Source organism: Aciduliprofundum sp. MAR08-339, from assembly GCF_000327505.1.
Classification (GTDB): domain Archaea; phylum Thermoplasmatota; class Thermoplasmata; order Thermoplasmatales; family Aciduliprofundaceae; genus Aciduliprofundum.
In genome coordinates this window covers 1,219,564-1,243,480 of sequence record NC_019942.1, presented here as the reverse complement: position 1 = coordinate 1,243,480, position 23,917 = coordinate 1,219,564, and the positions used below count along the sequence as shown (strand labels likewise).

19 protein-coding genes and 1 tRNA gene are annotated in these 23,917 nt (G+C 37.7%); 13 read left to right on the top strand and 7 right to left on the bottom strand.

Annotation, left to right across the window (positions count from 1 at the left end):
* The first annotated feature begins 29 nt into the window (after positions 1 to 29).
* Entirely contained in the window at positions 30 to 491 is a 462-nt protein-coding gene (gene dcd / locus ACIM339_RS06670; protein WP_015283850.1) for a dCTP deaminase, read from the top strand.
* A 3-nt stretch (positions 492 to 494) separates the two neighbouring features.
* Here the strand turns inward: dcd and ACIM339_RS06665 are convergent, their stop codons facing one another.
* The 4 genes from ACIM339_RS06665 to cobO all read right to left on the bottom strand — a co-directional run bounded on the left by ACIM339_RS06665 (position 495) and on the right by cobO (position 2,675).
* Entirely contained in the window at positions 495 to 1,223 is a 729-nt protein-coding gene (locus tag ACIM339_RS06665; protein WP_015283849.1) for a cell division GTPase, read from the bottom strand.
* A 20-nt stretch (positions 1,224 to 1,243) separates the two neighbouring features.
* Positions 1,244 to 1,618 (bottom strand): ribbon-helix-helix domain-containing protein, encoded by a 375-nt coding sequence (locus ACIM339_RS06660; RefSeq protein WP_015283848.1) that lies wholly within the window; start codon positions 1,616 to 1,618, stop codon positions 1,244 to 1,246.
* A 216-nt stretch (positions 1,619 to 1,834) separates the two neighbouring features.
* Complete coding sequence (locus tag ACIM339_RS06655) at positions 1,835 to 2,155, bottom strand: SCP2 sterol-binding domain-containing protein (protein ID WP_015283847.1); 321 nt, start codon at positions 2,153 to 2,155, stop codon at positions 1,835 to 1,837.
* A gap of 10 nt (positions 2,156 to 2,165) precedes the next feature.
* On the bottom strand, positions 2,166 to 2,675 hold the full coding sequence (cobO, locus tag ACIM339_RS06650; RefSeq protein WP_015283846.1) for a cob(I)yrinic acid a,c-diamide adenosyltransferase: 510 nt from the start codon (positions 2,673 to 2,675) through the stop codon (positions 2,166 to 2,168).
* Positions 2,676 to 2,767: 92 nt separating this feature from the next.
* On the opposite strand from cobO, the gene ACIM339_RS06645 reads away from it, so the two are divergent.
* From ACIM339_RS06645 to ACIM339_RS06620, 6 genes are all read left to right on the top strand, one after another.
* Complete coding sequence (locus ACIM339_RS06645) at positions 2,768 to 3,586, top strand: mechanosensitive ion channel family protein (RefSeq protein ID WP_015283845.1); 819 nt, start codon at positions 2,768 to 2,770, stop codon at positions 3,584 to 3,586.
* Positions 3,587 to 3,637: 51 nt separating this feature from the next.
* Positions 3,638 to 4,567 carry a GTP 3',8-cyclase MoaA gene (moaA, locus tag ACIM339_RS06640; RefSeq protein WP_048103863.1) on the top strand — a complete coding sequence of 310 codons (930 nt, stop codon included), beginning with the start codon at positions 3,638 to 3,640 and terminating at the stop codon, positions 4,565 to 4,567.
* 40 nt (positions 4,568 to 4,607) lie between these two features.
* A tRNA-Asn gene (locus ACIM339_RS06635) sits at positions 4,608 to 4,725 on the top strand.
* Positions 4,726 to 4,898: 173 nt separating this feature from the next.
* Complete coding sequence (locus tag ACIM339_RS06630; protein ID WP_015283843.1) at positions 4,899 to 5,483, top strand: YiiX/YebB-like N1pC/P60 family cysteine hydrolase; 585 nt, start codon at positions 4,899 to 4,901, stop codon at positions 5,481 to 5,483.
* A gap of 74 nt (positions 5,484 to 5,557) precedes the next feature.
* A complete protein-coding gene (locus ACIM339_RS06625) occupies positions 5,558 to 6,196 on the top strand; it encodes a holliday junction resolvasome, helicase subunit (protein ID WP_337954318.1) in 639 nt (212 codons plus the stop codon).
* A gap of 6 nt (positions 6,197 to 6,202) precedes the next feature.
* A complete protein-coding gene (locus ACIM339_RS06620) occupies positions 6,203 to 6,946 on the top strand; it encodes a hypothetical protein (RefSeq protein ID WP_015283841.1) in 744 nt (247 codons plus the stop codon).
* On the opposite strand, the gene ACIM339_RS06615 is transcribed toward ACIM339_RS06620, so the two are convergent.
* On the bottom strand, positions 6,932 to 8,515 hold the full coding sequence (locus tag ACIM339_RS06615; RefSeq protein WP_015283840.1) for an MBL fold hydrolase: 1,584 nt from the start codon (positions 8,513 to 8,515) through the stop codon (positions 6,932 to 6,934). The two genes, ACIM339_RS06620 and ACIM339_RS06615, sit on opposite strands and share 15 nt — an antisense overlap.
* Positions 8,516 to 8,633: 118 nt before the next feature.
* Between ACIM339_RS06615 and ACIM339_RS06610 the strand changes: the two genes are divergently transcribed.
* Positions 8,634 to 11,693: a PAS domain S-box protein gene (locus tag ACIM339_RS06610; RefSeq protein ID WP_015283839.1), complete on the top strand. Its 3,060-nt coding sequence runs from the start codon at positions 8,634 to 8,636 to the stop codon at positions 11,691 to 11,693.
* 113 nt (positions 11,694 to 11,806) lie between these two features.
* On the opposite strand, the gene ACIM339_RS06605 is transcribed toward ACIM339_RS06610, so the two are convergent.
* Together ACIM339_RS06605 and ACIM339_RS06600 are read right to left on the bottom strand one after the other, a co-directional pair.
* The gene (locus ACIM339_RS06605) at positions 11,807 to 12,043 is read right to left on the bottom strand and encodes a hypothetical protein (protein ID WP_048103861.1); all 237 of its coding nucleotides are present in this window, start codon (positions 12,041 to 12,043) and stop codon (positions 11,807 to 11,809) included.
* A gap of 751 nt (positions 12,044 to 12,794) precedes the next feature.
* Complete coding sequence (locus ACIM339_RS06600; protein ID WP_015283838.1) at positions 12,795 to 13,238, bottom strand: hypothetical protein; 444 nt, start codon at positions 13,236 to 13,238, stop codon at positions 12,795 to 12,797.
* 212 nt (positions 13,239 to 13,450) lie between these two features.
* Between ACIM339_RS06600 and ACIM339_RS06595 the strand changes: the two genes are divergently transcribed.
* From ACIM339_RS06595 to brxL, 5 genes are all read left to right on the top strand, one after another.
* Entirely contained in the window at positions 13,451 to 13,801 is a 351-nt protein-coding gene (locus ACIM339_RS06595) for a DUF4406 domain-containing protein (RefSeq protein ID WP_048103860.1), read from the top strand.
* A 245-nt stretch (positions 13,802 to 14,046) separates the two neighbouring features.
* The gene (locus ACIM339_RS06590; protein ID WP_015283836.1) at positions 14,047 to 16,422 is read left to right on the top strand and encodes a phosphoadenosine phosphosulfate reductase family protein; all 2,376 of its coding nucleotides are present in this window, start codon (positions 14,047 to 14,049) and stop codon (positions 16,420 to 16,422) included.
* Positions 16,419 to 19,781 carry a hypothetical protein gene (locus ACIM339_RS06585; RefSeq protein WP_015283835.1) on the top strand — a complete coding sequence of 1,121 codons (3,363 nt, stop codon included), beginning with the start codon at positions 16,419 to 16,421 and terminating at the stop codon, positions 19,779 to 19,781. Before ACIM339_RS06590 ends, ACIM339_RS06585 begins: the two co-directional genes overlap by 4 nt.
* The gene (gene pglZ, locus ACIM339_RS06580) at positions 19,781 to 22,168 is read left to right on the top strand and encodes a BREX-4 system phosphatase PglZ (protein WP_015283834.1); all 2,388 of its coding nucleotides are present in this window, start codon (positions 19,781 to 19,783) and stop codon (positions 22,166 to 22,168) included. Before ACIM339_RS06585 ends, pglZ begins: the two co-directional genes overlap by 1 nt.
* The gene (brxL, locus tag ACIM339_RS06575) at positions 22,165 to 23,589 is read left to right on the top strand and encodes a BREX system Lon protease-like protein BrxL (RefSeq protein ID WP_015283833.1); all 1,425 of its coding nucleotides are present in this window, start codon (positions 22,165 to 22,167) and stop codon (positions 23,587 to 23,589) included. Before pglZ ends, brxL begins: the two co-directional genes overlap by 4 nt.
* The last annotated feature ends 328 nt before the right edge of the window (positions 23,590 to 23,917 follow it).

The following is a 23,917-nucleotide window of genomic DNA, read 5'->3' as shown; positions in this document are numbered from 1 at the left end:
TATTTTAAGAGCGTTGTGCATGTGCCTCTATGCTTTCAGATGGAGATATTCTAAAAGCCATTGAGATGGGAGAGATAAGCATTGAGAATTTCAAGGAGGAAAATCTAACTCCCAATGGATACGATTTAACGGTGGGTGAGATCAAAATTCCCGAGTTGGATGTTTACATAAAAAATGGAAAATTTAGAATTCCTCCTCTAACCCATTTTCTGGTTGGTTCAGAGGAGTACATAAAACTTGGAGAGGGTTATGTTGCACAGCTGTGGCTGAAAAGTAGATGGGCCAGGCGGGGGGTTCTTGCTTCCTTTGGACTTGTGGATGCCGGGTTTGAGGGCATACTGACCATGGGCTCCTTTGCAACCAGGGAGATTGAATTGAAGGTTGGTGATAAATACGCCCAGATATGTTTCATACGTCTCAGTTCTCCGACAGAAAAGCCCTACGCCCTTCGCTCTGGAAACTATCAAAAACAAAAAAATATAAAAATATAAAAATTACGCTGCCACAAGAATATTATTGTATACCTCTTCAACCACGGCATTCATATCGCTCAGGTATATCTCCCTGAATTTCTTTTCAATCTCCCTTCTTGTAACATTCGCAATTTTTGCCACAAAATTTGATATCTCATCGTACAGTGTTCTGTATGCATCTTCAACCTTTAATCTAGGAGTGTTGAGGAGCAGATCGCTATCCAGAACTATTTGTTTCGTTACAAGGTTCTTGAGTTCCTGCACCGCATGCATTGCAATCTCTCTTCTCTTTCCCTCAATGCTGAAGGGAAGTACTGTTATGGCAACTATGGGCTTGTTGAACCTCTCTTTCAATATTCTTGCTGTTTCCACGATCCCACCGGTTCCAGTACCTCCACCCAATGAGGCAAGAAGAACTATGACATCCGCATTACTGGCCTCCTCTATGATCCAGGCGCGGTTTCTATTTATTATGTACTCCCCCACCTTCACTTCCCCGTTTGCATCCTTGTGCTCCCCAAGCACATCTTTTCCAAGAAGCATCTTTTTGTCTGCGGTCACACTTTCCAATCCCTTTTCATCGGTATTTATCGCTATGATCCTTGTACCCTCTATCTTCTTCTCGGCAATGTATGACACTATCCTGCCGGCACCCCCGCCAAAGGCAAACACTCGCACATCTGGTCTTATGCCGAATTCATCCATAAGCAGCTCTTCCACATTCTTTCTAACGCTTTCAATATCGCGCATTCCCATCACCTTCTGGCAAATCACCTAGGGGGCAAAGGGTTCTTCTCTTCCTCCTGTAATCGTAAAGAGGATATGCCCCGGGTGTATGATTTCAGTATGTTGGCAAGTTCCCCATTGGATACCAGAATTCTCAACACATAGGTTATGAGATCCCCCATATCCCTGAAGTACTTGTAATCCACGTACTCCTCAAGTACATCAAGTATTCTGTCCTCCATCTCAACCTTCATGCCCTTGTCCTTGAGGAGGCCTCTGTCAGCCATCTTTATGTACTCCATAAGCGCAGTTCTTATGAACTCTGATCTGCTCCTGTATTCGGGGTGCCTTGCCATAAAATCATCAATTTCATCCAATTCCACGTCCGAGAGCCTTATTGTTAACCTTGTTCCATTCATTCATACACCCTTTGCCCTTGTTGGTATGGAAGATATGTACAAAAGAATATATAAAGTTTTTCATTATTGCATAAAATTTTAATATTTTTATGACAAAATGTTTTTAGAAAATTTGAATTTCACCCATCTTTTCAGAAAAATCAAAATAAATGTATGACTTTTTATGACAAAAGTCTCCAATATTATCCATTCTTGGACCTGATGTATGACAACTGGCTATTTTAGGAGGTCTGATAGGAGGAGTTTGTCCATCAACTTTGCCTTTATCTTTATTTTCTTCGTTATGTATGCCGTAAGGGCATCCTCCTTCTTATCAAGTATGTCCTGAAACGTCTTTGCATCGGTTTCAACGACTATATCTGCATCAATATCGCCCTCTTCCACATCGGAGAGTTTCGCGTCTTTAAGGTACATATGGTACACTCCGTTATCCTTGAATCTTATCACTATGCTTCTTTCCAGATCCCTAATTTTATCCTTTCTGGGATCCTCCTTGGAATTGAATTTGTTAACCAACTCTTGAAGTATGTCCTTCATATTTATCACCTCAATACTCTATTCCTTCCCTAGCCATGACGCCAATCCTATAATAATGTTTTACTTCTCTCATCTCCGTAACGAGATCTGCCCTCTCTATTATTTCTTCCCTTGCGTATCTTCCAGTGAGCACAACCTCTGTTCTCTCTGGCACTTCTTGGAGCATCTCCATAACGTCTTTCATGGATATCAGGTTGAAGTCTATGGCCACGTTGATCTCATCTAAAATAAGGACATCATAACCTTCTTTCATCTTCTTTCTGGCAAACTCCAGGGCATTCTGTGCCCTCTCCACATCCTCCTTTGCGGGATTTTTCTTGTTTACAAACCTGTTGGTTCCAAAGGGATAAACCTCAATCCCTAGTTTTCTGGCAGAAACCTGCTCACCGTAACCTTTATCGGGCTTCATGAACTGTATTATGCATACTCTTTTACCGCGTCCGGCAGCACGCATGGCCAGACCGAAGGCAGCGGTGGTTTTGCCCTTACCATTGCCTGTGTAAACATGTATGTAGCCCATGGGCGAGAATATGCAGGATAATTAAATAAGTTGCTGAAAGCATCAAGAAAGCATTAAATATGGGAAATCGCATATATAAAGGGTGACCAAAAATGGCTACAGGAGGATTTGATTTAGAAAAACCACTGCCCTACATTGGATTTTCAGTGATGCAAATAATATGGTTCTTCGTTGTACTTATTGTGGGCTTTATTGTCGTAAAGATAGTTATCTGGGCTCTTAAAAAGAGTTTCAAGAGAACACCGCTCCCAGAGATTCTGGCTGAATTTCTCGTGAGAGTGACGGCCATAGTTCTCTATATACTGGTGTTCTTGCTTGCAGTGACAGCGCTTGGATACGACATGAATGCCATCGTTCTGGGTCTATCAGCCATCTTGGGCTTGATGTTGGGCTTTGGATTGCAGGATACCATAACGAACATGGCTAGCGGGTTCTGGATCGCACTTACAAGGCCATTTGATAAGAACGATGTTGTATCCGTCCAGGGATTCACGGGAAGCGTAAAACACATAGGTATAATGTCAACCACCATGCTCGCGCCTGACAACACTGTTATAACAATCCCTAACAAGAGTGTCTGGGGAAGTCCAATGGTGAATTACACAAAAATGGACATAAGACGTGTGGATGTGAATGTGGGCGTAGCATACGGTACGGATCTGGATAAGGCTGTCAAGATTGCCATGGATATTATGAAGAACCACGAACTCGTATTAAAGAATCCAGAACCATCGGTTGCCATTACGGAACTGGCAGATTCATCCATAAACCTGCAGTTGAGGCCATGGGCCAAGACAGAAAACTATTGGACGGTCAAGGGAGAGATAACCAAGGCAATATACGAGGCCTATGGAAAAGAGGGCATAGAGATACCGTTCCCACAGGTGGATGTCCATCTGAAGAAGGAATGATCTCTCTTTTTATTTTTCAAAACTTTTTTATCGTTATGCTCTATTAGGTACATCGTGAAGGATAGATTTGGAAGGCCGGTGAAAAGCATAAGGGTATCACTTACGGAGAGGTGCAATCTTAACTGTTTTTACTGTCACAGGGAGGGGGAATGGCACAGGCACAGGAATGAGATGGCTCCTGAGGAAGTTGAAAGGATTTTAAAGATAGCAAGGGCTCTTGATATAAGGAAGGTTAAGTTCACTGGAGGAGAGCCACTGATGAGGGAGGATATTGTGGATATTGTTGCAAGGGCCGCGCCACTCATGGATAGGGATGTGTCTCTGACCACCAACGGGACCCTTCTTTCCAAGTACGCTCAGGATCTTAAAGATGCTGGGTTGATGAGGGTTAACATAAGCCTGGACACGCTTGACCCTGAGAAGTACAGAAAGATAACGAGAAATGGAGATCTGAAGGATGCCATGGATGGGGTGCATGCTGCCATAGATGCGGGATTGAATCCCGTGAAGCTGAACATGGTTCTCCTGAGAGGAATAAATGAGGATGAGATAGAGAGAATGATAGAGTTCTCTGCGGAAACGGGTGCAATACTCCAGATCATTGAGCTTGAAACGCCGGTGGAGAGGGAGAACACCCAATTTTTTAAGAAATACCATGTTAATCCCAAATTTATAGAGGAGCACCTTGAAAAGGTAGCGGATGAGATAAACTACAACGAGTTGCATCGGAGAAAGAGATTCAGGTTCAAATTCGGATCCAGGATGGCAGAGGTTGAAATTGTGAGGCCCATGCACAACAGCACATTTTGCATGTACTGCACGAGGATAAGATTAACCAGTGATGGAAAACTCAAGCCCTGTCTCCTGAGGAACGATAACCTGGTGGATATACTTGGTCCGTTGAGAAATGGAGCTTCGGATGATGAATTATTGGAAATATTCAAAGAGGCCATACTCCGCAGGGAGCCCTATTTTAAGTGAGGTTAAAGTTTAAATATTCCTTTCTATTACACTGGATTGTGCCGCCGTAGCTTAGTAGGCTGGAGCGGCCGGCTGTTAAGAAGCCCTTTAAAAAAGGGCTTTACCCCAAAAGGGCCGCAGAAACCGGCAGGTCGCAGGTTCGAATCCTGCCGGCGGCGCTGGTGTGGTAGCGCGGGTGGAAGGATTCGCACCCTTTCCACCATTCTCAAACCCTTTATTTTCCTCATTTTGCGTTTTTATAACCTCCTTTGGAGTTTAAATACTTGCCCCAAAATTTGGAGGGTGGATAAATTTAAATATCAGAATGAAGTATTGCTTAGTGAGTGGTAATATGAAAATAGGAAAGTTTGTATCCCTGTTTGTGCTGATTACCATGGTTTCCATACAGGGTACAGCATTTGCATCATCCCTTGGAGGAAACACGTACAACGAACATTATGATTTTTCTATGTTAGAGCCGGGAGATATAATTTTCGGATACTCCCCCTCTGTGGCATGGATAATCCCTGGACACTGGACGCATGTGATGATTTTTGTTGGCTGGGACAGTAATGGCACTGGGTGGTTCATAGAAGCCTATGCAGATGGAGTCCATCTGCGCCCTCTGAGTGTGATAGATCACAGATATCCTGAAATTGCCATAGGGAGAGTTATGACCACAGAGAAGGTGAAGGAGGAAGCCCTTGCATTTATGCTATCCAAATTGGGAGACCCCTACGACTATGCTTGGTGGCACAAGGAGATAGATAATGGCAAGTACTATTGTTCTGAGCTTGCCTGGGCAGGATACTACGTTGCGGGAATAGACATTGATGAGCACCCCGGTTTCAGCTGGAAGTACCTGTGGGGTGTTGCGCCCCAGGAGATCTACGATGATAGCCATGTGGATATCATAAGCGTTCAATATGGCTTTTAATTTTCTTTTTTTTATTTTTACCATAAAACTTCGGAGAAAATAATTTATCATTTGAGTGTTCTTTACCTTTGGAGATGAAAATGAGATTAATTTCAACACTTGGATGGACCGCAAAGGTGGTGATAGAGACTGCCAAGGTTCTCAAACCTGATGAAAACGTGGTTATTTATGGTTATGTGGATGAGAATGAGGAAATGGAGATTAAAAAGGCACTGGACAAGGTAAGAGAGGAGTTGGATAATGTGATTGAAGTACATGTCAGAGATCCAATGAATTTTTATGAGTGTATTCAGGCCGTTGACAGATACCTTACGGAGGATTCTGTGGCCAATATAACTGGTGGTACGAAGATTATGGCTTTTTCGCTAGCGTTAAGAGCGGCCGTTCTCGGAGTGCCTGTGGTTTATATGGCAACTGAAAACGGAGAAACCAAGATCCTGCGTTTGCCAATTAATTTGATAACTGATTCAAATAGTCTTATCCGTATCCATGATAAGGATTCCACAACCATGAAATTTCTTACAACACTGGTTGAGAAGTACGGTGGAAAAGCCTCTATGAAGGATATAAAAAGAGCCCTTGGATCCCGGTATTCCACACTTTCAGATGCAAAGAACAAACTGATAAAGGCAAATCTCATAAATGAGAGCAAAAATGGTCGGGAGAAAATTATAATTGCGAACAATGCTGCATACCTCTTCTTGGGGGGGTAATGCTCAATGAGGGTATTTATATCCACCTTGACAATGTACGACTATGGTGAGGATATTCGGGTGAAGCTAAATATGGAAGAGGTTAGAAAATTCACTGAAGCTATGAACTTTGCAGGGGAGTATGATAGAGGAATCGTGTTCTCCGATTACCATCGTGATGAACTTGAAACCAGAGCAGCCCTGCTCACCCCTGAGGAGAGTGAGATTTACAGAGATTTGCTTTCAAAAATAGAAGATTTCAAATTCTTAAAGGTGAACCTAAACGATTATCAGAACTCCTATTCCACGATGTACGATGTGCTCTATGATCTCTTGAAATCCCATGTGAAGAAAGAGTCCGTGGAGTTGAAGGTAAATGTTAGTTGTGGTCACAAACTTGGTTCTCTGGCACTCTATCTCTCATTGATGTCTGTGGTGCACAGCAAAGAACTCTACAGATACCTGAGTTCACGAAATTCAAATTCTTTATTCGTTGATGTGTACCATGCGGAGAGAAACATAGAAAAACTGCCGGTGATGCATTTTGAAAGTGTAGAGCGTCGCTCATGGGAAAGTTATCTGATAACTCTTAAAAATGGCCTCTCCCTGGAAGAGTTTGAGAGAAGAATAAAAAAAGATGCAGAGAATCCGGATAAAATAATAACTTACTTCAAAAAATGCGGGCATATTGAGATGCGTGGTGATACCCTTCATCTCACAAAGAAGGGTAGAACCCTAGCGGACCTGCTAGAGAGATTAGAGATTCATTGATTGCCCATCCTTCAAAATTTTCGTTATATCTCCGAATTCTCTGACGAACCATGACGGATTTGTGGTGTGTACAGGCACAACAACATCTGGATCCACAATCCATATTATCTTTCTCAGTTCCTCCCCACTGGCATGACCCGAGGCATGATAACCCCGTTCAAATTTTACCCTGTTTTCTTCAATTCTAAATCCCACACTCCTCATATTGTACCTCTTGAGCCAGTGTCCAAGAGTGTAAAAATCAAGTTCCATCTCCTCGGTGAACGCCTCTGTGGAAGAGTACAAATACAGGCCTCCATCGGGTTTTATATCCATCAGATTGGTAAAATCGTAAAGAGAGAACGCAAGTACATACAGCTCTGGATTCTTCCTTATATCCAATGGACCAACGTACCTGTCTTCCCAGCCAAATTCCTCCTTTAAGATACCCTCTGTCCAGTTGATGCGCTCCTTGGGCTTATCGTATATAAGCAGATTTTCAGTTGCAATTCTCGTGCCCACAGATGCTAGAGCACTTATGGCATACGCATCCTTGTCCGTAACCACGAGTTTCCTTCCAATCTCTCCGGCCATGCGGGCAAAACTGTTGAGTCTTTCAAAGTTCCTGGCTGAAAAATCAGCAATGATCAGGCCTCTCTCCTGAGACATTGCGTTGAGGCAATTCTCGTACACATCCTTTTCTGTTGTGAAGTTGTGCTCTCTATCATCGGATACCCGGGTTCCCTCTATTATGAGAACATCACTTCCCTTTGCCTTATGTGCAAACTCCATTGTGAGATTTCCACGCTCACCATGCAACCTTAGGTCGCCAGTGTACACGATCTTTTTTGAGTCAATCTCAACGATATAGCCCGTAGAACCATATATAGAGTGGTCCACAGGATACGCCTTAACATTGAAATGCAGTGAATCCAGATTTTCTATTTTCATCTCCTCCTCAAAGTATTCCCTTCCCCCCTCCCCAAATTTCTGCAGATACAGAAATTCCTTTTCATCCTTTGAGAGTTGATCTGTTGGGATTATGGGCCTCAGTTTCATGTATTTCTTTAACTTCTCCTTCATTTTGCTCCTGTCTTTCGTATTTCTCGTGCTCTTTGCCCTATTTTCCAGCATGGGCATTGGCCCATCATTCTTCTGTTCCCTTATGTGGGAGTATATAACCGATGTGCCAATTTCTGATCTACCCGCATCCTGATAGGCCTTTATTATGGCCAAAGTTTCAGGGGATGCAACCAGAGGTATGGAAAAATTAAGGTACCCAATCATGCCGTAGTGGTCCATATGTGCATGGCTTAAAAGTACTGCCTCCACAGGTATGTTTTCAAAATTTTCAATGGATACATCTGAGGGTATCAGATCCTCCCTGTAAGCCTTTATTCTTGGTAAGAGTCCCATCTCCAGTGGATCGTTGAGCCCCCTTGTGGGGCGCGTTGAAAGGAACTCTTTGAAATATAGGTTGTTCACATTGAAGTTGAGCCCGAAATCAAGAAATAAACCATGCTTACCTTCCCTAACGTAGATTTTTGATCCACCTATCTCATCTGCACCATCGTAGATTTTCAGTTCCATACAAGATGAGACTGAACGGCAGTATTTTAAAATTTTCACGAATCTTTGATTGCTATTATCAAATTGGATAATCACACCCATAAAAAATAAAAACTTTACTCATATTCCTCAAATAGGTATGGGTGATATATTCAGTTTCAAGTACTCTCCTCCGGGCGTGGTCGTTGTTGATAAAGAATTTAAAATCATAAATGCAGATTCAAATGCCAGGAACATATTGAATTATGACCCTACAAAGGAGAATTTTCTGGACTATCTTGATGAACGTTCCCGGAAGATTCTTAGAGATAGGATATCCTCTCTTTCAGATAGCAATGGCCTCTTAAGCGTAAACCTTAACCTCTCGAAAAATGCCAGGGGTTGCACTGTGGAGGCGCTTGCGGTTGAGGATAACATAGTACTTCATATCTGGGATGAGTCTCAAAAGAGAATGGAAGTTGCTCTGAAACTACTATCAAGTTCTATAGGTAATATACTTGAAATGGTCATGGTTACGGATAAAAGCGGGAGAATACTTTATGTGAATCCCGCGTTTACCCGAATAACTGGATACAGGCCTGAGGAGGTTATTGGAAGAACCCCTGAATTTTTGAACAGCGGACTCTATGACAAAAAGTTTTATAGGGATATATGTGAGAGAGTGGCGCAGGGAAACATCTGGCACGGGGTGATTGTGAACAGGAAGAAGAATGGAGAACTGTACACTGAGGAAATGACCATAGTACCCGTTACAGGCGAAAGCGGTGAGGTTGAATACATGGTTTCCTTGAAATACGATATCACTGATAAAAAAGTGCATGAGCAGGAACTGATGCGCAGAAGCAATCTTCTATCAGCTCTTTACAACATATCTCTTAAAATGGGTGGTTTTCCAGATTTGAGGTACATGGGAGAGTGCATATACGAGGAACTTAAAAAGGTAATGAATTTCAAATCTTTTCTCTTTGGCATATACAAGGAGGAGATGGGTGAGATTTACTATCCCTATGGACGCTCAGATACTGAGGATATGACAGAGATAAGTATCAAATTTGATCCTGAGCACTCTCTTGCAGGACGTGTTATATACACAAAGAAGCCACTGCTTATAAGGGATTTATCCAAGGAGTTCTCTCCTGAGGAGTACATGGTTGTTGGATCCAAAGAGATGGAAAAATCCGCAATGTTCGTTCCGATAATTTATCGGGACAGGGTTCTGGGACTGCTCGTAGTATCTACACCTGCACCCAACATTTACACCGAGGAGGATTTGAAGTACATGGAGATAATTGCCAACTTCCTCGCCATATTCATTGAAAACGCAAATCTTTTCAAAAATATAAAAGAGACAAAGGAGAGATACGAGACATTGATAAACACATCCCTTGCTGGAGTAGGTATAACTGATGAGGATTACAGGCTAACATTTGTCAATAGCAGACTTGCCAGAATGGCCGGTTATGAACCTGAAGAGATGCTCGGGAGACAGGTATTTGATTTTCTATCCGAAGATAGCAGAGATGTTTTTATTGAGAAACACAAAAATATAAAGCGTGGACTTAGCGAGGTTTATGAAGCACGCATAATCAGAAAAGATGGAGCAACCGTGGATATCTTGGTAAATGCATCACCTCTCAGAGATGGGAAAGGTAATGTGAAGGGTGCGATAGGGGTGGCAATAGATATCACTGAGAGAAATAAATTGATGAACAAACTCCGGGAAGAGTGGGAAAAGTACAGAACTGCATTGGAGAACGTGCTGGTGGGCATAGCAATTCTTCATGATGGCAAGATCATATTTGTAAATAAAACGATGAAGGATATGCTCGGTTACTCAGAGGAGGATCTTTTGAACAAGAACTTTCTAAAAATAGTGCATCCAGATATGCGTGATATTCTATGGAGTAATTACAATAGACGTATGGCGGGAGAGAATATTCCAGATACTTATGTGGCAAAACTCATAGATTCCAAGGGAAATCCGAAATGGTGTATGGTTAGAGGGACCATAGTGGAGTGGGAAGGAAAGAAGGTTGACATGATGAGTGCTCAGGATATCACGGCCCTTAAAGAAATGGAGGATAAACTTCTGGCAATGGTCAGCATGTTTGAGAGTATGAAAATGGCCAGAAAAGAGGATGAACTTTTCACCATGGTTATTGATGCCATCACAAATGTGCTGGGAATTAAAGATGTGGTTATCACGGAGATGCAGGGCGATGGTGCTGTGATTCGCAGGTATGGTGGCATGGGGGGAGCAGTGGACCTTGAGGGTATAAAAATAGTGAATCGTGGCATTGTTGGATGGGTGGTAAGAAATAAAAAACCATACTATGCGCCGGACGTCTCAAGGGATCCGTGGTACTTCAATGCAAATCCACATACAAAGAGTGAGTATGCAACACCAATAATGTATGAAAACAGAATTTTTGGGGTTTTAAACGTGGAAAGTGATAAAGTTGATGGCATATCTGAGGATGACCGGAAGTTAATAGATCTAATTGCCTCACACCTTGGTGTTTCACTCGCAAGTCTGGAATACCAGAGAAACCTTGAAAGAGCCAAAGAGTTCCAGGAACTCCTTATCCACATTGTTAGCCATGATCTGAAAAATCCTCTGGCCGTTATTCAGGGATACCTGGAACTTATCAAAGAGGAGTCCTCACATGAGTTCCTTGACACCATGGCGGATGCCCTTGAAGAGGCAAATGGCATAATAAACAAGGCCCGACTGTTCTCAAAACTGGGCATAAATGGAACGGACCTGAAAAAAGATAGTGCAAATATCTCTGAGATGCTGGATAAAAGCATAGCCTTGATAAGGAAGAAGTATCCAGATGCAAAAATAATCAACAAAGTTGGATATCTGAATATGAAAGGATTCACCCTGCTGAAAGAGGCATTTGTTAACATACTTGACAATGCCTTCAAATATGGGGCTAGCGAGGTTAAAATTTATACTGCGGAGAATGAAAATTACGTTCTTATCCATTTTGCAGATGATGGCCCAGGCATACCGGACAGTAAGAAGGAACTTATATTTGAACCATTTAAAAGACTTCATTCGGGCGAAGGTTCAGGTTTGGGTCTGTCCATAGTAAGGATGATAATGGAGCTCCATGGTGGAAGTGTGGAGATAAAAAACAACGAACCACGTGGAAGTGTGTTTGTTCTAAAAATACCTAAAAACATGCCATAAATCAAGGTGATTGCCCAGCTGGAAAAAATTTCACAATACTTCAGAAAGGTTGAGTAAAAGCTTGGAAAATATACAAGAATGGAGATGCGCATTGCAGATACAAAGGTTCTGAGCTACCAGGTACCTGCAACATATAGCGCCTCAGGTGTTACTGGAGGACCTCCACCACCTTCACCTCCACCCGGCTGACCGGGTTTCTCTTTGCTGGGCTGTGCTATCATCCAAACACCTGCGATGGCTGCAACCACTATTATCACTGCAGTAATTACACCTATAATTTTCCTCTTGGCACTATTGTTACCCATGTCTCCGGGATACTTAGTATGGCCATATGAATGTGCTATATTCATAATATTCCTAGTGATGGGTTTGATTTTCTATATAATAATGTATTCTACCCTCAGGAAGACTCCAGAGAAGGACTTTAAATACTATATTCTGGGAGAGTATGCTGAAAATTAAACTTTTTCTTTTTTATTTTTAAATTTTTCCAAAATTGGAAAAGGTTTTGGAAGATTTTCCAAAAATGCCTTATTTTTTCTGTATTTCTCGAATTCTGAGTTATGAAATAACCGAGAATTTGAAATTGCTTTGAAGTTAAAATATTTTGTGTATTTTACTTATTTTTCAATGCATTGTTTTTATTTCCAGTTTTTTCCAAAACATGGGTAAAACTCAGAGAAACATGGAATTTTATCGTGGCTGGATAATATATAAAAATTCCCTCAAAAATCAGCGGGTTGAGAGCGGTTGGAAGTAGTATTACACGAAAGTTTAGAGCGGTTTAGAAAAGTTTAGGAAAGTTTAGAAAGGTTTAGAAAAAGTTTAGAAATTGGTTGGAAGTAGTATTTTACAGGTTTTTGAGATGGTTTAGAAAAGTTTAGAAAAAGTTTAGGTCTAAACCACATATTACTCCCATATTTCCATGATTTCCTATAGGAAAAACACGTGCATTCTCATGTATATATACATGAGAAAACCCCCGTTTTCTCATGATGACACTACCCAAGAAGTAGCGTGAAAAATTTCCGGGTCATTTCAAATTTTCTCAACTTTTTCTAAACTTCCAAACTTCAAACATTAAGTATCTCTAAATAACTTTTACATATAGTATAATGTAAGATTTCTGTCCCCGTGATTAATAACTATGATGTTTGCTCCATTTTTTTGTACTTCGTCTAACCACTCAGCAGGCAAATCATCCAAGTTACCAAATTCCCCATACACAAAGCTTATGGCCACCATATCCTCTGTAGGGAATGCTGTGATCTCTCCATCTCTATTCTCAACCTGTAAGGCGTAAGCTCCCCGTATTTCAAACCTCATAAACCTTTCTAGGGCAATGGCTTCCGCCTCCTTATCCAGTAGAACATCCCTTCCTTTGCCTATGAACCTGATCTCCCCTCCGCAATGGGGGCATATCAATGTTACTTCCTTCTCGGTGAATATATACGTGGCGAGGGTACCATCCTGACAGTATTCCTCTATGTCATCCCAATTGAAACACATATCTCTATGACAGTACGGGCATTCTACAAACAGCATTTTGATCATCTCCTTCCGAAATGGATAAGTGAAAGCCTAGATTTATATAATTTTCGATCAGCTGTAAATTGATCAAAAATTCAGTATTTTTCAGGTTTTTCTAGGAGTGCGGAGTTTTATTATTACTTTATATATTTATTTGATAAACAAAGTTTCCGAAAAATTATAGTGGAGGGAAATAACTATTTAAAATTCCAAAGACTACCAGTAATATGGAAACAGAGGATATGAAACTTGTATTCACGGCCATGTCAAAGCACACATTTTATTTCAGGCAACACATTTCTAGGTTTGTGCTTGAGCACAACTGCGTGCCTTTAAATCCCTTCATGCTCTTTGATTATTTCCTGCTTGATACCGTGGATAGGGACATGGTGAGAAACGCCAACAACAATCTTGTGAAGAGGTGTGATGAGCTCTGGGTATTTGGACCCATAAGCGATGGAGTGCAGAGAGAAATAGAACTTGCAGAGTCGTTAAACAAGCCGGTAAGATATTTTGAGGTAATAGATAGCAGGGAAATAAGGGAAATTTCCAGGGATGAGGTCGAGTTCGAAGTGTGAATATCATTAATGGATTCTTCGGAGCAAGGTTTTTATCTTATAGGTTAATATCTTCATTAATGCGTTGTAGTGCGATAAAACTTCTGAATAACTCTGGTGTGGTGAGGTTCTATGAATTTCGTATATTTGGAGTTTCCGTGGCTAAACGTCCTCCCAAATTGCCCTATCGTGCAACTTCGCTTAGCCGCAGAACGTTAGGCGACAAACTCTCACTCGGATCAAAAATTACTTGAGGTGCAGAATAAATGTATAAGGTAATATGGGATTCAACTAATAATGGAATCATATTAACAAACAGTAATAGGAGAGATCAGACAATAACTCCCCCTCGTCCAGTATTCTTTGAAGAGTTGGATCTATTAGGTTTTAATAAATTTTGGGACTATCCTAAAGTTCAAGAGCCTCTGCTCTGGGCGATTGGAAGAAGATATTACTATAAAGGAGTGCTTGTAGCCGAGGCTAAAGGAGGCAACATATTTGAACCTCCTGAAATAGTACTCACCGAAAAAGGACAAAATTTCAAGTTGGAACCAATAGATGTTACTAAGGTGATTGAAAAAAATAAAGAATCTTTATTTGTTCTAGAGAATGAAGCTTTGGATTTTATAGAGCATACATATAAAGTCTATAAAAGGAAAAGATTCTTATTTGCTGTAGCTTATAGTGGAGGAAAAGATTCACAGGTGGTGTTAGACCTTGTAACAAGAATTATACCTCCAGATGATTTAGTAGTTATATTTTCAGATACTACTATGGAAATTTCATATACCTATGAGAATGTAGAAAAAACTAAAAAAGAATACGAAAAACGATATCCTGGATTGAAATTTTATACTGCAAAACCACCTAAACCAGCGATAGAGTTTTGGAGTGATTTTGGTCCACCAAGCAGAATTCACAGGTGGTGTTGCACAGTAATCAAGACGGCACCGTTCCACAAACTTATAAAAGATGAGTTTATAAATACTAAAAATGATAAATTCAAAATCATAGTTTTTGAAGGGGTGAGAACCGAAGAGAGTGAGAAAAGATCACACTATAGCAGGATAGCAAAAAATGTCAAACACCTTATGACAGTAAATGCAAGGCCCGTACTCTATTGGAATACATCAGAGATATTCCTATATCTTTTTTTCAGAAATCTTTTATTGAATCGAGGATATCGAACGGGTTTATCCAGAGTAGGATGTTCAGTATGTCCCTTTTCATCTGAATGGACGGAATTTGTCTTGGGTAAGTTGGAAGAAGATATCGGGGGATATTTTAGTTTATTAAAGAAATATGCTGAATCCATGGGGTTAAAAGAAGAAGGACAAATAAACAGGTATATTTCTAATGGTGAGTGGAAAAAGAGATCTGGAGGGAGGGGACTCAACAAAGACTCAGATGTAAGATTTATTACCGATCATAGTTCTATTAAATCCATTATGTTGAATCCAAAGGAAGATTTTTTGGAGTGGAGTAAAACTATAGGAGAAGTAATGTACAAGAAGGGTCCAGCAGGAAATATTTATGGAGAATTGAAGATTAAAAATTCCGTGATTCCCTTTGAATTAAATATAAAAAAGAATAAAACATCAATAACTTTTTATGATGTGGGATCAAATATTGATTTAATTAGTAAGGTTAAGAAAGTCTCATATAAAACTGCCTTTTGCATCCATTGTGGCGCTTGTGAAATAGAATGCCCCACAGGTGCTTTGAATGTGATACCAAAAGTTAAAATAAATAGTGGTTTATGTACTCATTGTGGAAACTGTATTAATTTTGTTGAAAAAGGATGCTTGGTGGCCAAATCTGTACATGAAAATATTGGAGGTGTGTCTATGAAAAAAAGAACAGGGGGAATAGATAAATATTCTACCTTTGGTCTTAGAGAAGAGTGGTTAAATGCATTTTTTAATTTTGGGGAAGAATGGTTAGAAGAAAATAACTTAGGTCCCAAACAAATACCCGCAGTGCTTCATTGGCTTATTGATGCAGAGTTAATATATCCTAAAAGCAAAAGAACCACACCCCTAAGCAAGTATCTGAGAAAAATATATACTAAAGATAGTTTGTTTGTATGGGAAATAATTTGGAACAATATGTATTACAACTCCCAAGTAATTAGATGGTATAATGAACAAATTAGTTGGGGATCAATAATTACTAAAAAAGATTTGAAAGAAAAAATTAGTTTGGCTTATCCCAACCTAAGCAGAGGTACACTAAGTAATCCAATAGATGCTATGGTTAATATGTTTGACAATTCTCCCTTGGGATTGGAACTAAAAATTGGCCTCTTAGATAAAAAGGGGAGAGTTGTAAAATCTATTAAAAAAATTGGCACAGATGATGTTCATCCATTGGCAGTTGCGTACAGCCTTTATAAAGCAGCAGAACATATTGGAAGGAGAGATTTTACAGTATCTGAATTATATACGAAAGAATTCAAAGGCGGACCATATAAATTATTTGGAATTTCAAAAGACAAATTAGAAAGAATTTTAAGAGGACTTCAAGAAGATAAAGAAGAGATTTTAAGAGTTGACTTAGTAGCTGACTTGGATAACATTTACCTAAGAGAAGACCTTACATCTTTGGATATAGTAAAAATTGCGGAGGTGAGATTAAAATGAGGTATGAGGAAATTATAGGGTTAAATGATTACTTTCAACCTGTTTATGATTTAGAAAATGAAATTGGAACATACTGGAAGCAATTTATCCCTAACGAAAAATTTTATAAAGTGCTATCAGAAACAATAAACTCGCTTGAAAGTAGCAAACCTGAAGAAAGAAAATCAATATGGCTTCAGGGAGCTTATGGCACCGGAAAAAGCCACGCAACCGCTGTAGTAAAGCACATTCTTTTTGATGATCTTGATGAGATAAACGATTTCATTGAAAATCTGGAAGAACAAATAAAGTTTAAAATAAAAAATTTCCGTAAAAATAAGAGGGCTTTTCCAGTTGTTTTAAAAGGGACATCCTCTATTATTGATAATAGAACCTTTGCATTGGTACTTGAAAAAGCAGTAAAGAATGCCTTAAAGAAAGAAGGTATTGAACTCAATACAAAAACTGATTTTGATAAAATGATTAAAAAATTAAAAAGTGATGAGATAAATTGGGAAAAAATTTTTAAAGGAACAGAGTTAGAGATTTATGGGACCAAAGAGGATATAATTTCTAAGCTTCAACAGGGAGATATAACCATATTAAGAAAAATAGAGAACATACTTTCACAAAAGGGTATTCACTTCTCTACTGAAAATATTGCAAACTGGTTGGTAGAAGTACAAAATGAACTAAAAAATAAAGAAATTGCGGATTATTTAGTAATTTATTGGGATGAATTCACTGGAATTTTGGAACTGCCTAAATCTGGTCTATTATTGACAGAATTGCAGAATATAGCAGAACTATCTATCAATAAAGGTGTTTATTTGTTTGTTGTCGCCCATAGAAAACCCTACCAGACAAATATTTCAAGAGATGATGTAGAGAAAGTTCTTGGAAGATTTAAAGTATTGGATTATTCAATGGAGCCTATAACCACTTACCACATTATCAACGCTGCTATTAAGAAAAAAGATATGGACAAATTTACAGAGATTAAAGATAAATATATGGATTCAGTCAAATCTTTAATAGAGGAAATTACCGGAAGTGAAGGAACACAAGTTCAAAAATCCTTAGAGAGTCTTTTCCCAATCCATCCTTATACTGCATATTTAGCAACTTTTATAGCAAGAAATATAGGTTCTACAGAAAGGAGCATTTTCAATTTTTTGTATGATGAAAGAAGTGGTTTCAAGAAATTCATAAAGGAAAATCCAGGAGAGAAAGGAAGGATATTTTTAACAGTGGATTATCTTTGGGACTTTTTCTATGAAGAATTTGAAAGGATGGGAAGTGAAAAAGTTTATTCTGTGTTGGAAAAATTTAAACTTCATAAGAGCATTTTGGAGGAGAAAGGTGATGAATATTTGTCTGTGTTTAAAGGTGCACTTCTTCTAAACTTTCTTTACAGATTTGTAGAAGTTGGAGAATCTTCTCTTGTAGTTCCTTCGGAGAAGAATATAATAAATCTTTTTGCTGGCGCTATTGACCGGAAGTATTTAACCAGCATTCTATCATTCATTGATGACAAGCAAATAATCAATAAAACACCAGATAACTTATACTTAATTACAAGTTCAGGGTTACCTTCAAGAGAAGTTGAAACCGAAAAGAATAAGATAAAAAGTGAATATAATACAATTGATAGAATACTCAATAGGAAGCAAGAAAAAGAACTACAAGATACTATTAGCGCTTCCGTAAATAGAGTTGTCGAGTTCATGATAATGGATGCTAGTTTAAATGAACATTTAATAAGAAGAAAAATAGAAAAAGCCTTCCAAAAAGATTATACAATTCACTTATGTTTGTTTTTAGGAAAAAGTGAACAAGAATTACAACAAATAAAAAACATATTGAAGGAGATCTCTAATGATGATCTCAGAAATATAATTTTTGTTGTATCTGAAGCAACCTTAGACGACAAAACATTTAATAGATTCATAGAATACAAAGCAAGGGCAATAGTTGCAGACAAACATAATTATCCAGAAGAGAGAAATATAAACGAGGAATATGCAAGAAAGATTATTGATAACTGGATGAATCAAGTAAAATCTGGATATATTGAGTGGTTCTTGCAGAATGAAAGCGGTAAAGAATTAATGAGTCAGTTTAGCAGAAAGATAAACGAAGAATTATCCAGAAAGATATTTTCCTATGGTTTAGAAAATATAGATGGGACTCAAAAGAACAGAAACATTTGGACATACAAACGATCTAAAACTTCTGCTGAAATATTTTTATTCGCTAATAACAGAAAGGATATAGAAGAAAAGACATCTAAAGGTCCGGAAAGATATTTACGGGAGATCATTAAAGACAACAATGGGGAATACATCGTAGATATAAATCTAAAAATAAAAGATGATGTTTTTGAAAATCACCCTCTAAAAAAGATGTATTTAGAAATACGAAAAGTCTTTGAAAAAGAAAGAGATAGCGGAGTATTTAATCTAGGAGATGCTCTAAGATTCCTCACCAAACCACCATATGGATTATACCCCAATATGATTAATATGGCAGCAATTGGCTTTTTAATGAGAGAATATATTGGTAAACTTTTTGAGGAAGGAACAGGAATACCAATTCAAAAAGAGGTAATGAGAGATAAAATATTGACTTTGTTTGATTACTGGGAAAAAGGAACGCATGGAGAGAAGTTGGAGGTTCGTTTTGGGACAGAAGATGAAGAAGAACTTATTGAGATTTTGAAAGATTTATTTAAACTTAAAGACGTTAGAAGTTTGAATGATGCAAGATGGAAAATAAGAGAATGGGTTAAAAAACAAGGATTTCCTATATGGGTATTCAAATTCGCAGAGAATATAAATGAAAATACTAAGAAAGCTATAGATACTATTTTTGAACTCGTTCAATCAATTGATAGAGATCTTACGTATGAAAAGATAAAGGATTACCTAAATACTATAGAGGACGTAAAGTATGATCTTGACATTTTAATAGACCGAGAAAATCCGGGGGAGTTGTTTAAAAAGTGGTTGAAATGTATTGAAGGAGTTGAAATTTCATCTGAGGATATAGGAGAGGTTATAGGCTACATTAAAAGAAATATGCAGGAAGAAGTTGCTTCTTGGACAGAAGATAAAGTTAGAGAGAAAGTTAAAGATTGGGATAGAGAGAAGCTTAAAAAACAGATTGATGAATTGGAATACTCTAAGCGGGACGATGGGATAACCACTTCTCAACACTATAAATTCCATTCGCATCCCATATCTGAAGAAAAGGTGAAAAATATTAAACAACAAATAGAGAGCTATTCTGCAGAGAGGCTCAAAGAAATTTTAATTAAACTGATAGATGAACATCCTGAGATTATAGAGACAATTGAAAAATATCTGGAGGGATCCTGATGGGAGTAGAAGATTTTCATTCTCTTAAAGAATTGTATGCTCGAATAAAGCAGGATAAGAATTCTAAAATGCCCTCTGACAGAAGATTTCCGGTAAGGTTAATCTTCCTTAATTCTTTCGAAGAATTACGAGAAATTATTAGATTTCTAGTTAAAAATTGTAATGTTGAAAGTAGAGAAATAACGGAACTCCTATCTGATAAAAATAGATGGCTAACAACAGATGAAATAGTAAATTGGATAAGGGAAATATCTAACAATGCTGTTGTGGTTCCACTATCAGAATTTCTGAGATTTCAAAGTAAAGAAGATTTTTATATAACTTTAAAAAGCCTAACTGAAATTGAAAAGCAAAACAATATAAGAATCTATATACCCTTAGTTGGTTTGTGGGAGAGATTTGAACAAGAGTTCTGGACTAACTTTTACAGAAAGGAAGAATGGGCATCAGTTTGGAAGTTAGAAACATCTTCTCAAAAAACAATTATATATCAAATAAATTTTGATTTAGATTATAAGAATCTTCTCTTAGAAAACTTTGTATTAGTATCTACTACTGAAGAATGGTTAAGTGTTTGGAAAAGAGAGAATGTGAAAGGTATCCTATCCCTGTCCCAATCCTTGTCATATTTTTATAAAAATTTTCTCCCAGATCAAGCATTCGAGTTAAAGGGGATTTCAAATCAAAAAGAATTTCTTGAAGAGATTTTTGAAATCAAAGTTCCGGTAAAGTTTAAAGATGACGAAATAGAGTTTTGGAACGAACTCATAAAGGAGGTAGGCAGATACAATAGAAAAGGATTAACCATAGAAGGTATATTTTTAAGACATTTTAATTTTAGAAGTATAGAAAAATTAACACCTAAAGAATTTCTCGATTGCTATTTGAAAACTAATGATTATTATGAAAGATGGTTAATCAGAAACCTCTTCTTAGCTTTAGATAAGTTTAAGTCTTCCTATTTACACAAATGTTTCGAAAGACTGGAAGAATTAAAAGAGGAGGATTTAATAGAAAAACTATGGTTGGAGATATTTCAGCTACCTTCTGAAACACCAACTAAGGATGTTTTTTCCGAGAGAAAGGAATTTTTAAACTACATACATAAGAATCTCAACTTCTCAGCTCGATTTGTAGAAGAGAAACTTTATAATGAACTTGATAATATAAAAAGCTACCCGTTGAAGAAAAAGCTCGAATATTTAACCAACATAACATTTACTGAGAGGAAATACCTAATTTCTGAACTAAAAAATGTTGATATCCAAGAAATTCAAAGACTTCTTCCTAACTTAAAAGATGTTTATCCAGAATTGGCTTACTATTTAGATTGGGAGTTAATAAAGCCCGATAACGAAGTGGATAATTGGATACTTGAATATTTTAAAGAGTACAATTATTCAAAAATAAGGCATAGTAAATCTCTAAAAATAGAAGAACTAATTAATAACAAAAACAGAAATAAGTCTACTTTTTCAGATTGGTATTATTCTTTGCCTAAAGCAAAAATAGAAGAGGAGATTAAATATGTGTGGATAGATGGGTTAGGAGCGGAATGGTTTTCATTAGTAGTTCATCTGCTCAATAAATATGGAAAAGAAAAAGGAAAAATCGTAAAAAATAAGTTACTTACGCGGGTAAATTTGCCAAGCATTACAGAATGCAATAGATACGAATTTGAAAAAGTTGGAAATTTAGATAAGCACATCCATAATCAAAATCCATATAAATATCCAGATGATCTAATCAAAGAATTTGAACTCGTAGAAAAAATAATAAAAGAAATTATTGAGATGCAATATGAAAAAATTGGCATCCTTTCAGATCACGGATTCAGTTTTTTGTGTTTGAAGGATTTTGGTAATTTTAAAAGACTCGATTTGCCAAACACTGAACATGAGGGAAGATGTATGTGGATCGACGAGGTAAATTACAAAGAGGACGAATATTTTATTGTGTGGAACATTGATGAGGGGAATTGCCGGGGTAGAAAGGTCCTTGTTGCATTGAAACATGTTTCATTAAATAATACTCCTTATAGAGAGGTTCATGGAGGGGCCACTCCTGAAGAAGTTTTAGTACCTTATATTGTAATAGAAACTGAAAAAGACAAAACTGAATATGAAATTGAACTTATTAATTCTGAGGTCTGGATAACTAATCCTGTAGTTCAATTTAAAATATACCCACAGCCTTTGTATATTCCTGAAGCTTTTCTCAATGAGCGATCATTGAATGTGTCTTACGAGAAAGAGGATGATATCTATAAGATAGATCTAAGAGGCTTAAAAGTTGGAGAACACACGATAGTATTGAAAATAGGAGATAAGGACTACCAAATAAAGGTAACTATTATAGGAGGATTTAAGGAGAGGGATCTACTATGAATGAGTTAGATGATAAAATAAAGAGAATATTTCCAGAGGAATCCGTGTTTAAAAGTCCAAAAGAATATAGGATATTTTCTGGATATAATCTTCCATCTTTTGTCAAGGATTGGATATTAAGGAAGTTTACAGATGAGTATGGAAATTTGGATGTTGATGCTCTAAAGCTTTTTTTGAATGCCCATATTGCACATAAAGAGAGCAAAATAAAAGGAACTCTTTTAAACGATTTAAAAGAGGTCACATTGCTTGCGAGAATTGTAGTAGACCCAGATATAAAGTCAGGAATACTGAGATTTTCTATACCAGATATAGGTATAAAACCCAATGAGGGTCGGATTCCTCAGTATATTGCTAAAAAGTTCCCAGAATTAAAAGGAGGGGAAGTCTGGGGTGTCGTTAAATTAGTTTATATTCCGCCTGAAGGAAAACAAAGAGGAGCAATAGAAATAGTGGATTACAAACCATTTAAACCTTATGATGTGGATGTGAAATATTTCAGGGAGAAGCGAAAAGAATTTACTTTAGAAGAATGGATAGACCTTATGATACGTTCTATGGAATACAATCCCGATGGGTTTGAATCGCTTTCTCAAAAGTTATTATTTTTGGCTCGGCTTCTCGTTTTTGTTGAACCAAACTTGAATATGATAGAACTTGCTCCCAAAGGAACTGGCAAATCTTATACATTTAATAATCTAAGTAAATACGGTTGGGTTATAAGTGGTGGTGTTGTTTCAAGGGCAAAGTTGCTTTACGATGTTGCCCGTTCAACTCCTGGCATAATAACCCGCTATGATTTTGTAGTCTTGGATGAAATCGAAACTATAAAATTTACGGACCCAAGTGAATTACAAGGGGCTTTAAAAAATTATTTAGAATCAGGAAATTTTTCTGTAGCAGACTATAGAGGAGTTTCTTCTGCTGGATTTATGTTATTGGGAAACATCCCATTAAAAAAAGATAGAAAACCCCTACATAACAAATATTTCGTTAATTTACCAAAATTCTTTCAAGATTCTGCACTATTAGATAGATTTCATGGTTTCATTGAAGGATGGAGATTACCTAGAATGCGAGAAGATTTAAAGTTGAGAGGATATGCATTGAATGTAGAATATTTCTCCGAAATATTACACAAATTAAGAACAATACCTGATTTTGCTAAAGTAGTAGATTCTTTGTTAGATATACCTAAAAACGCTGACACGAGAGATACAAGAGCGATAGTGAAAATAAGCACAGGTTATTTAAAACTGCTTTTCCCGCATATACACAAAGTTGAAGATATTTATAAAAAAGAGTTTGAAACATTTTGTTTAAAACCAGCGATAGAAATGAGAAAAATCATTAAGAAGCAAATAAGTCTAATTGATAATGAGTTCAATGATACTTTACCCGAAATTAAAATAAGAGGTTGAAAATTTATGGGTTCGTCACCTAACAGCGGACATACAGCTTCGTCTCACTTCGCCCAAATTTCGCCTTATGGCGAAACTTCACATATCCCCAGAACGTTATATGAATTTCATCTTCCAGTTTTATCGAAATCTACTGAATATTGCAGAATTGCTGGATACCTCACCAAATAACGTATCCTGAAAGTGATTGAAATGTGACTATTTTTATTTTACTTTTATTAATATGCCTGAAACAAGTTTCCATGTTTCACCTAAATATTAGAAGCGTCAAAATCACCCTCTGAGAGCCCGTAGAATCGTCACTGTTGAAAGATCTACCCTCAATAAT

What these genes read in the sequence shown, in the direction of transcription:
- dcd (WP_015283850.1), top strand. Translation starts at nt 30, where the DNA reads ATGCTTTCAGATGGAGATATTCTAAAAGCCATTGAGATGGGAGAGATA.
- ACIM339_RS06665 (WP_015283849.1), bottom strand. Translation starts at nt 1,223, where the DNA reads ATGCGCGATATTGAAAGCGTTAGAAAGAATGTGGAAGAGCTGCTTATG.
- ACIM339_RS06660 (WP_015283848.1), bottom strand. Translation starts at nt 1,618, where the DNA reads ATGAATGGAACAAGGTTAACAATAAGGCTCTCGGACGTGGAATTGGAT.
- ACIM339_RS06655 (WP_015283847.1), bottom strand. Translation starts at nt 2,155, where the DNA reads ATGAAGGACATACTTCAAGAGTTGGTTAACAAATTCAATTCCAAGGAG.
- cobO (WP_015283846.1), bottom strand. Translation starts at nt 2,675, where the DNA reads ATGGGCTACATACATGTTTACACAGGCAATGGTAAGGGCAAAACCACC.
- ACIM339_RS06645 (WP_015283845.1), top strand. Translation starts at nt 2,768, where the DNA reads ATGGCTACAGGAGGATTTGATTTAGAAAAACCACTGCCCTACATTGGA.
- ACIM339_RS06630 (WP_015283843.1), top strand. Translation starts at nt 4,899, where the DNA reads ATGAAAATAGGAAAGTTTGTATCCCTGTTTGTGCTGATTACCATGGTT.
- ACIM339_RS06625 (WP_337954318.1), top strand. Translation starts at nt 5,558, where the DNA reads ATGAAAATGAGATTAATTTCAACACTTGGATGGACCGCAAAGGTGGTG.
- ACIM339_RS06620 (WP_015283841.1), top strand. Translation starts at nt 6,203, where the DNA reads ATGAGGGTATTTATATCCACCTTGACAATGTACGACTATGGTGAGGAT.
- ACIM339_RS06615 (WP_015283840.1), bottom strand. Translation starts at nt 8,515, where the DNA reads ATGGAACTGAAAATCTACGATGGTGCAGATGAGATAGGTGGATCAAAA.
- ACIM339_RS06610 (WP_015283839.1), top strand. Translation starts at nt 8,634, where the DNA reads ATGGGTGATATATTCAGTTTCAAGTACTCTCCTCCGGGCGTGGTCGTT.
- ACIM339_RS06605 (WP_048103861.1), bottom strand. Translation starts at nt 12,043, where the DNA reads ATGAATATAGCACATTCATATGGCCATACTAAGTATCCCGGAGACATG.
- ACIM339_RS06600 (WP_015283838.1), bottom strand. Translation starts at nt 13,238, where the DNA reads ATGCTGTTTGTAGAATGCCCGTACTGTCATAGAGATATGTGTTTCAAT.
- ACIM339_RS06595 (WP_048103860.1), top strand. Translation starts at nt 13,451, where the DNA reads ATGGAAACAGAGGATATGAAACTTGTATTCACGGCCATGTCAAAGCAC.
- ACIM339_RS06590 (WP_015283836.1), top strand. Translation starts at nt 14,047, where the DNA reads ATGTATAAGGTAATATGGGATTCAACTAATAATGGAATCATATTAACA.
- ACIM339_RS06585 (WP_015283835.1), top strand. Translation starts at nt 16,419, where the DNA reads ATGAGGTATGAGGAAATTATAGGGTTAAATGATTACTTTCAACCTGTT.
- pglZ (WP_015283834.1), top strand. Translation starts at nt 19,781, where the DNA reads ATGGGAGTAGAAGATTTTCATTCTCTTAAAGAATTGTATGCTCGAATA.
- brxL (WP_015283833.1), top strand. Translation starts at nt 22,165, where the DNA reads ATGAATGAGTTAGATGATAAAATAAAGAGAATATTTCCAGAGGAATCC.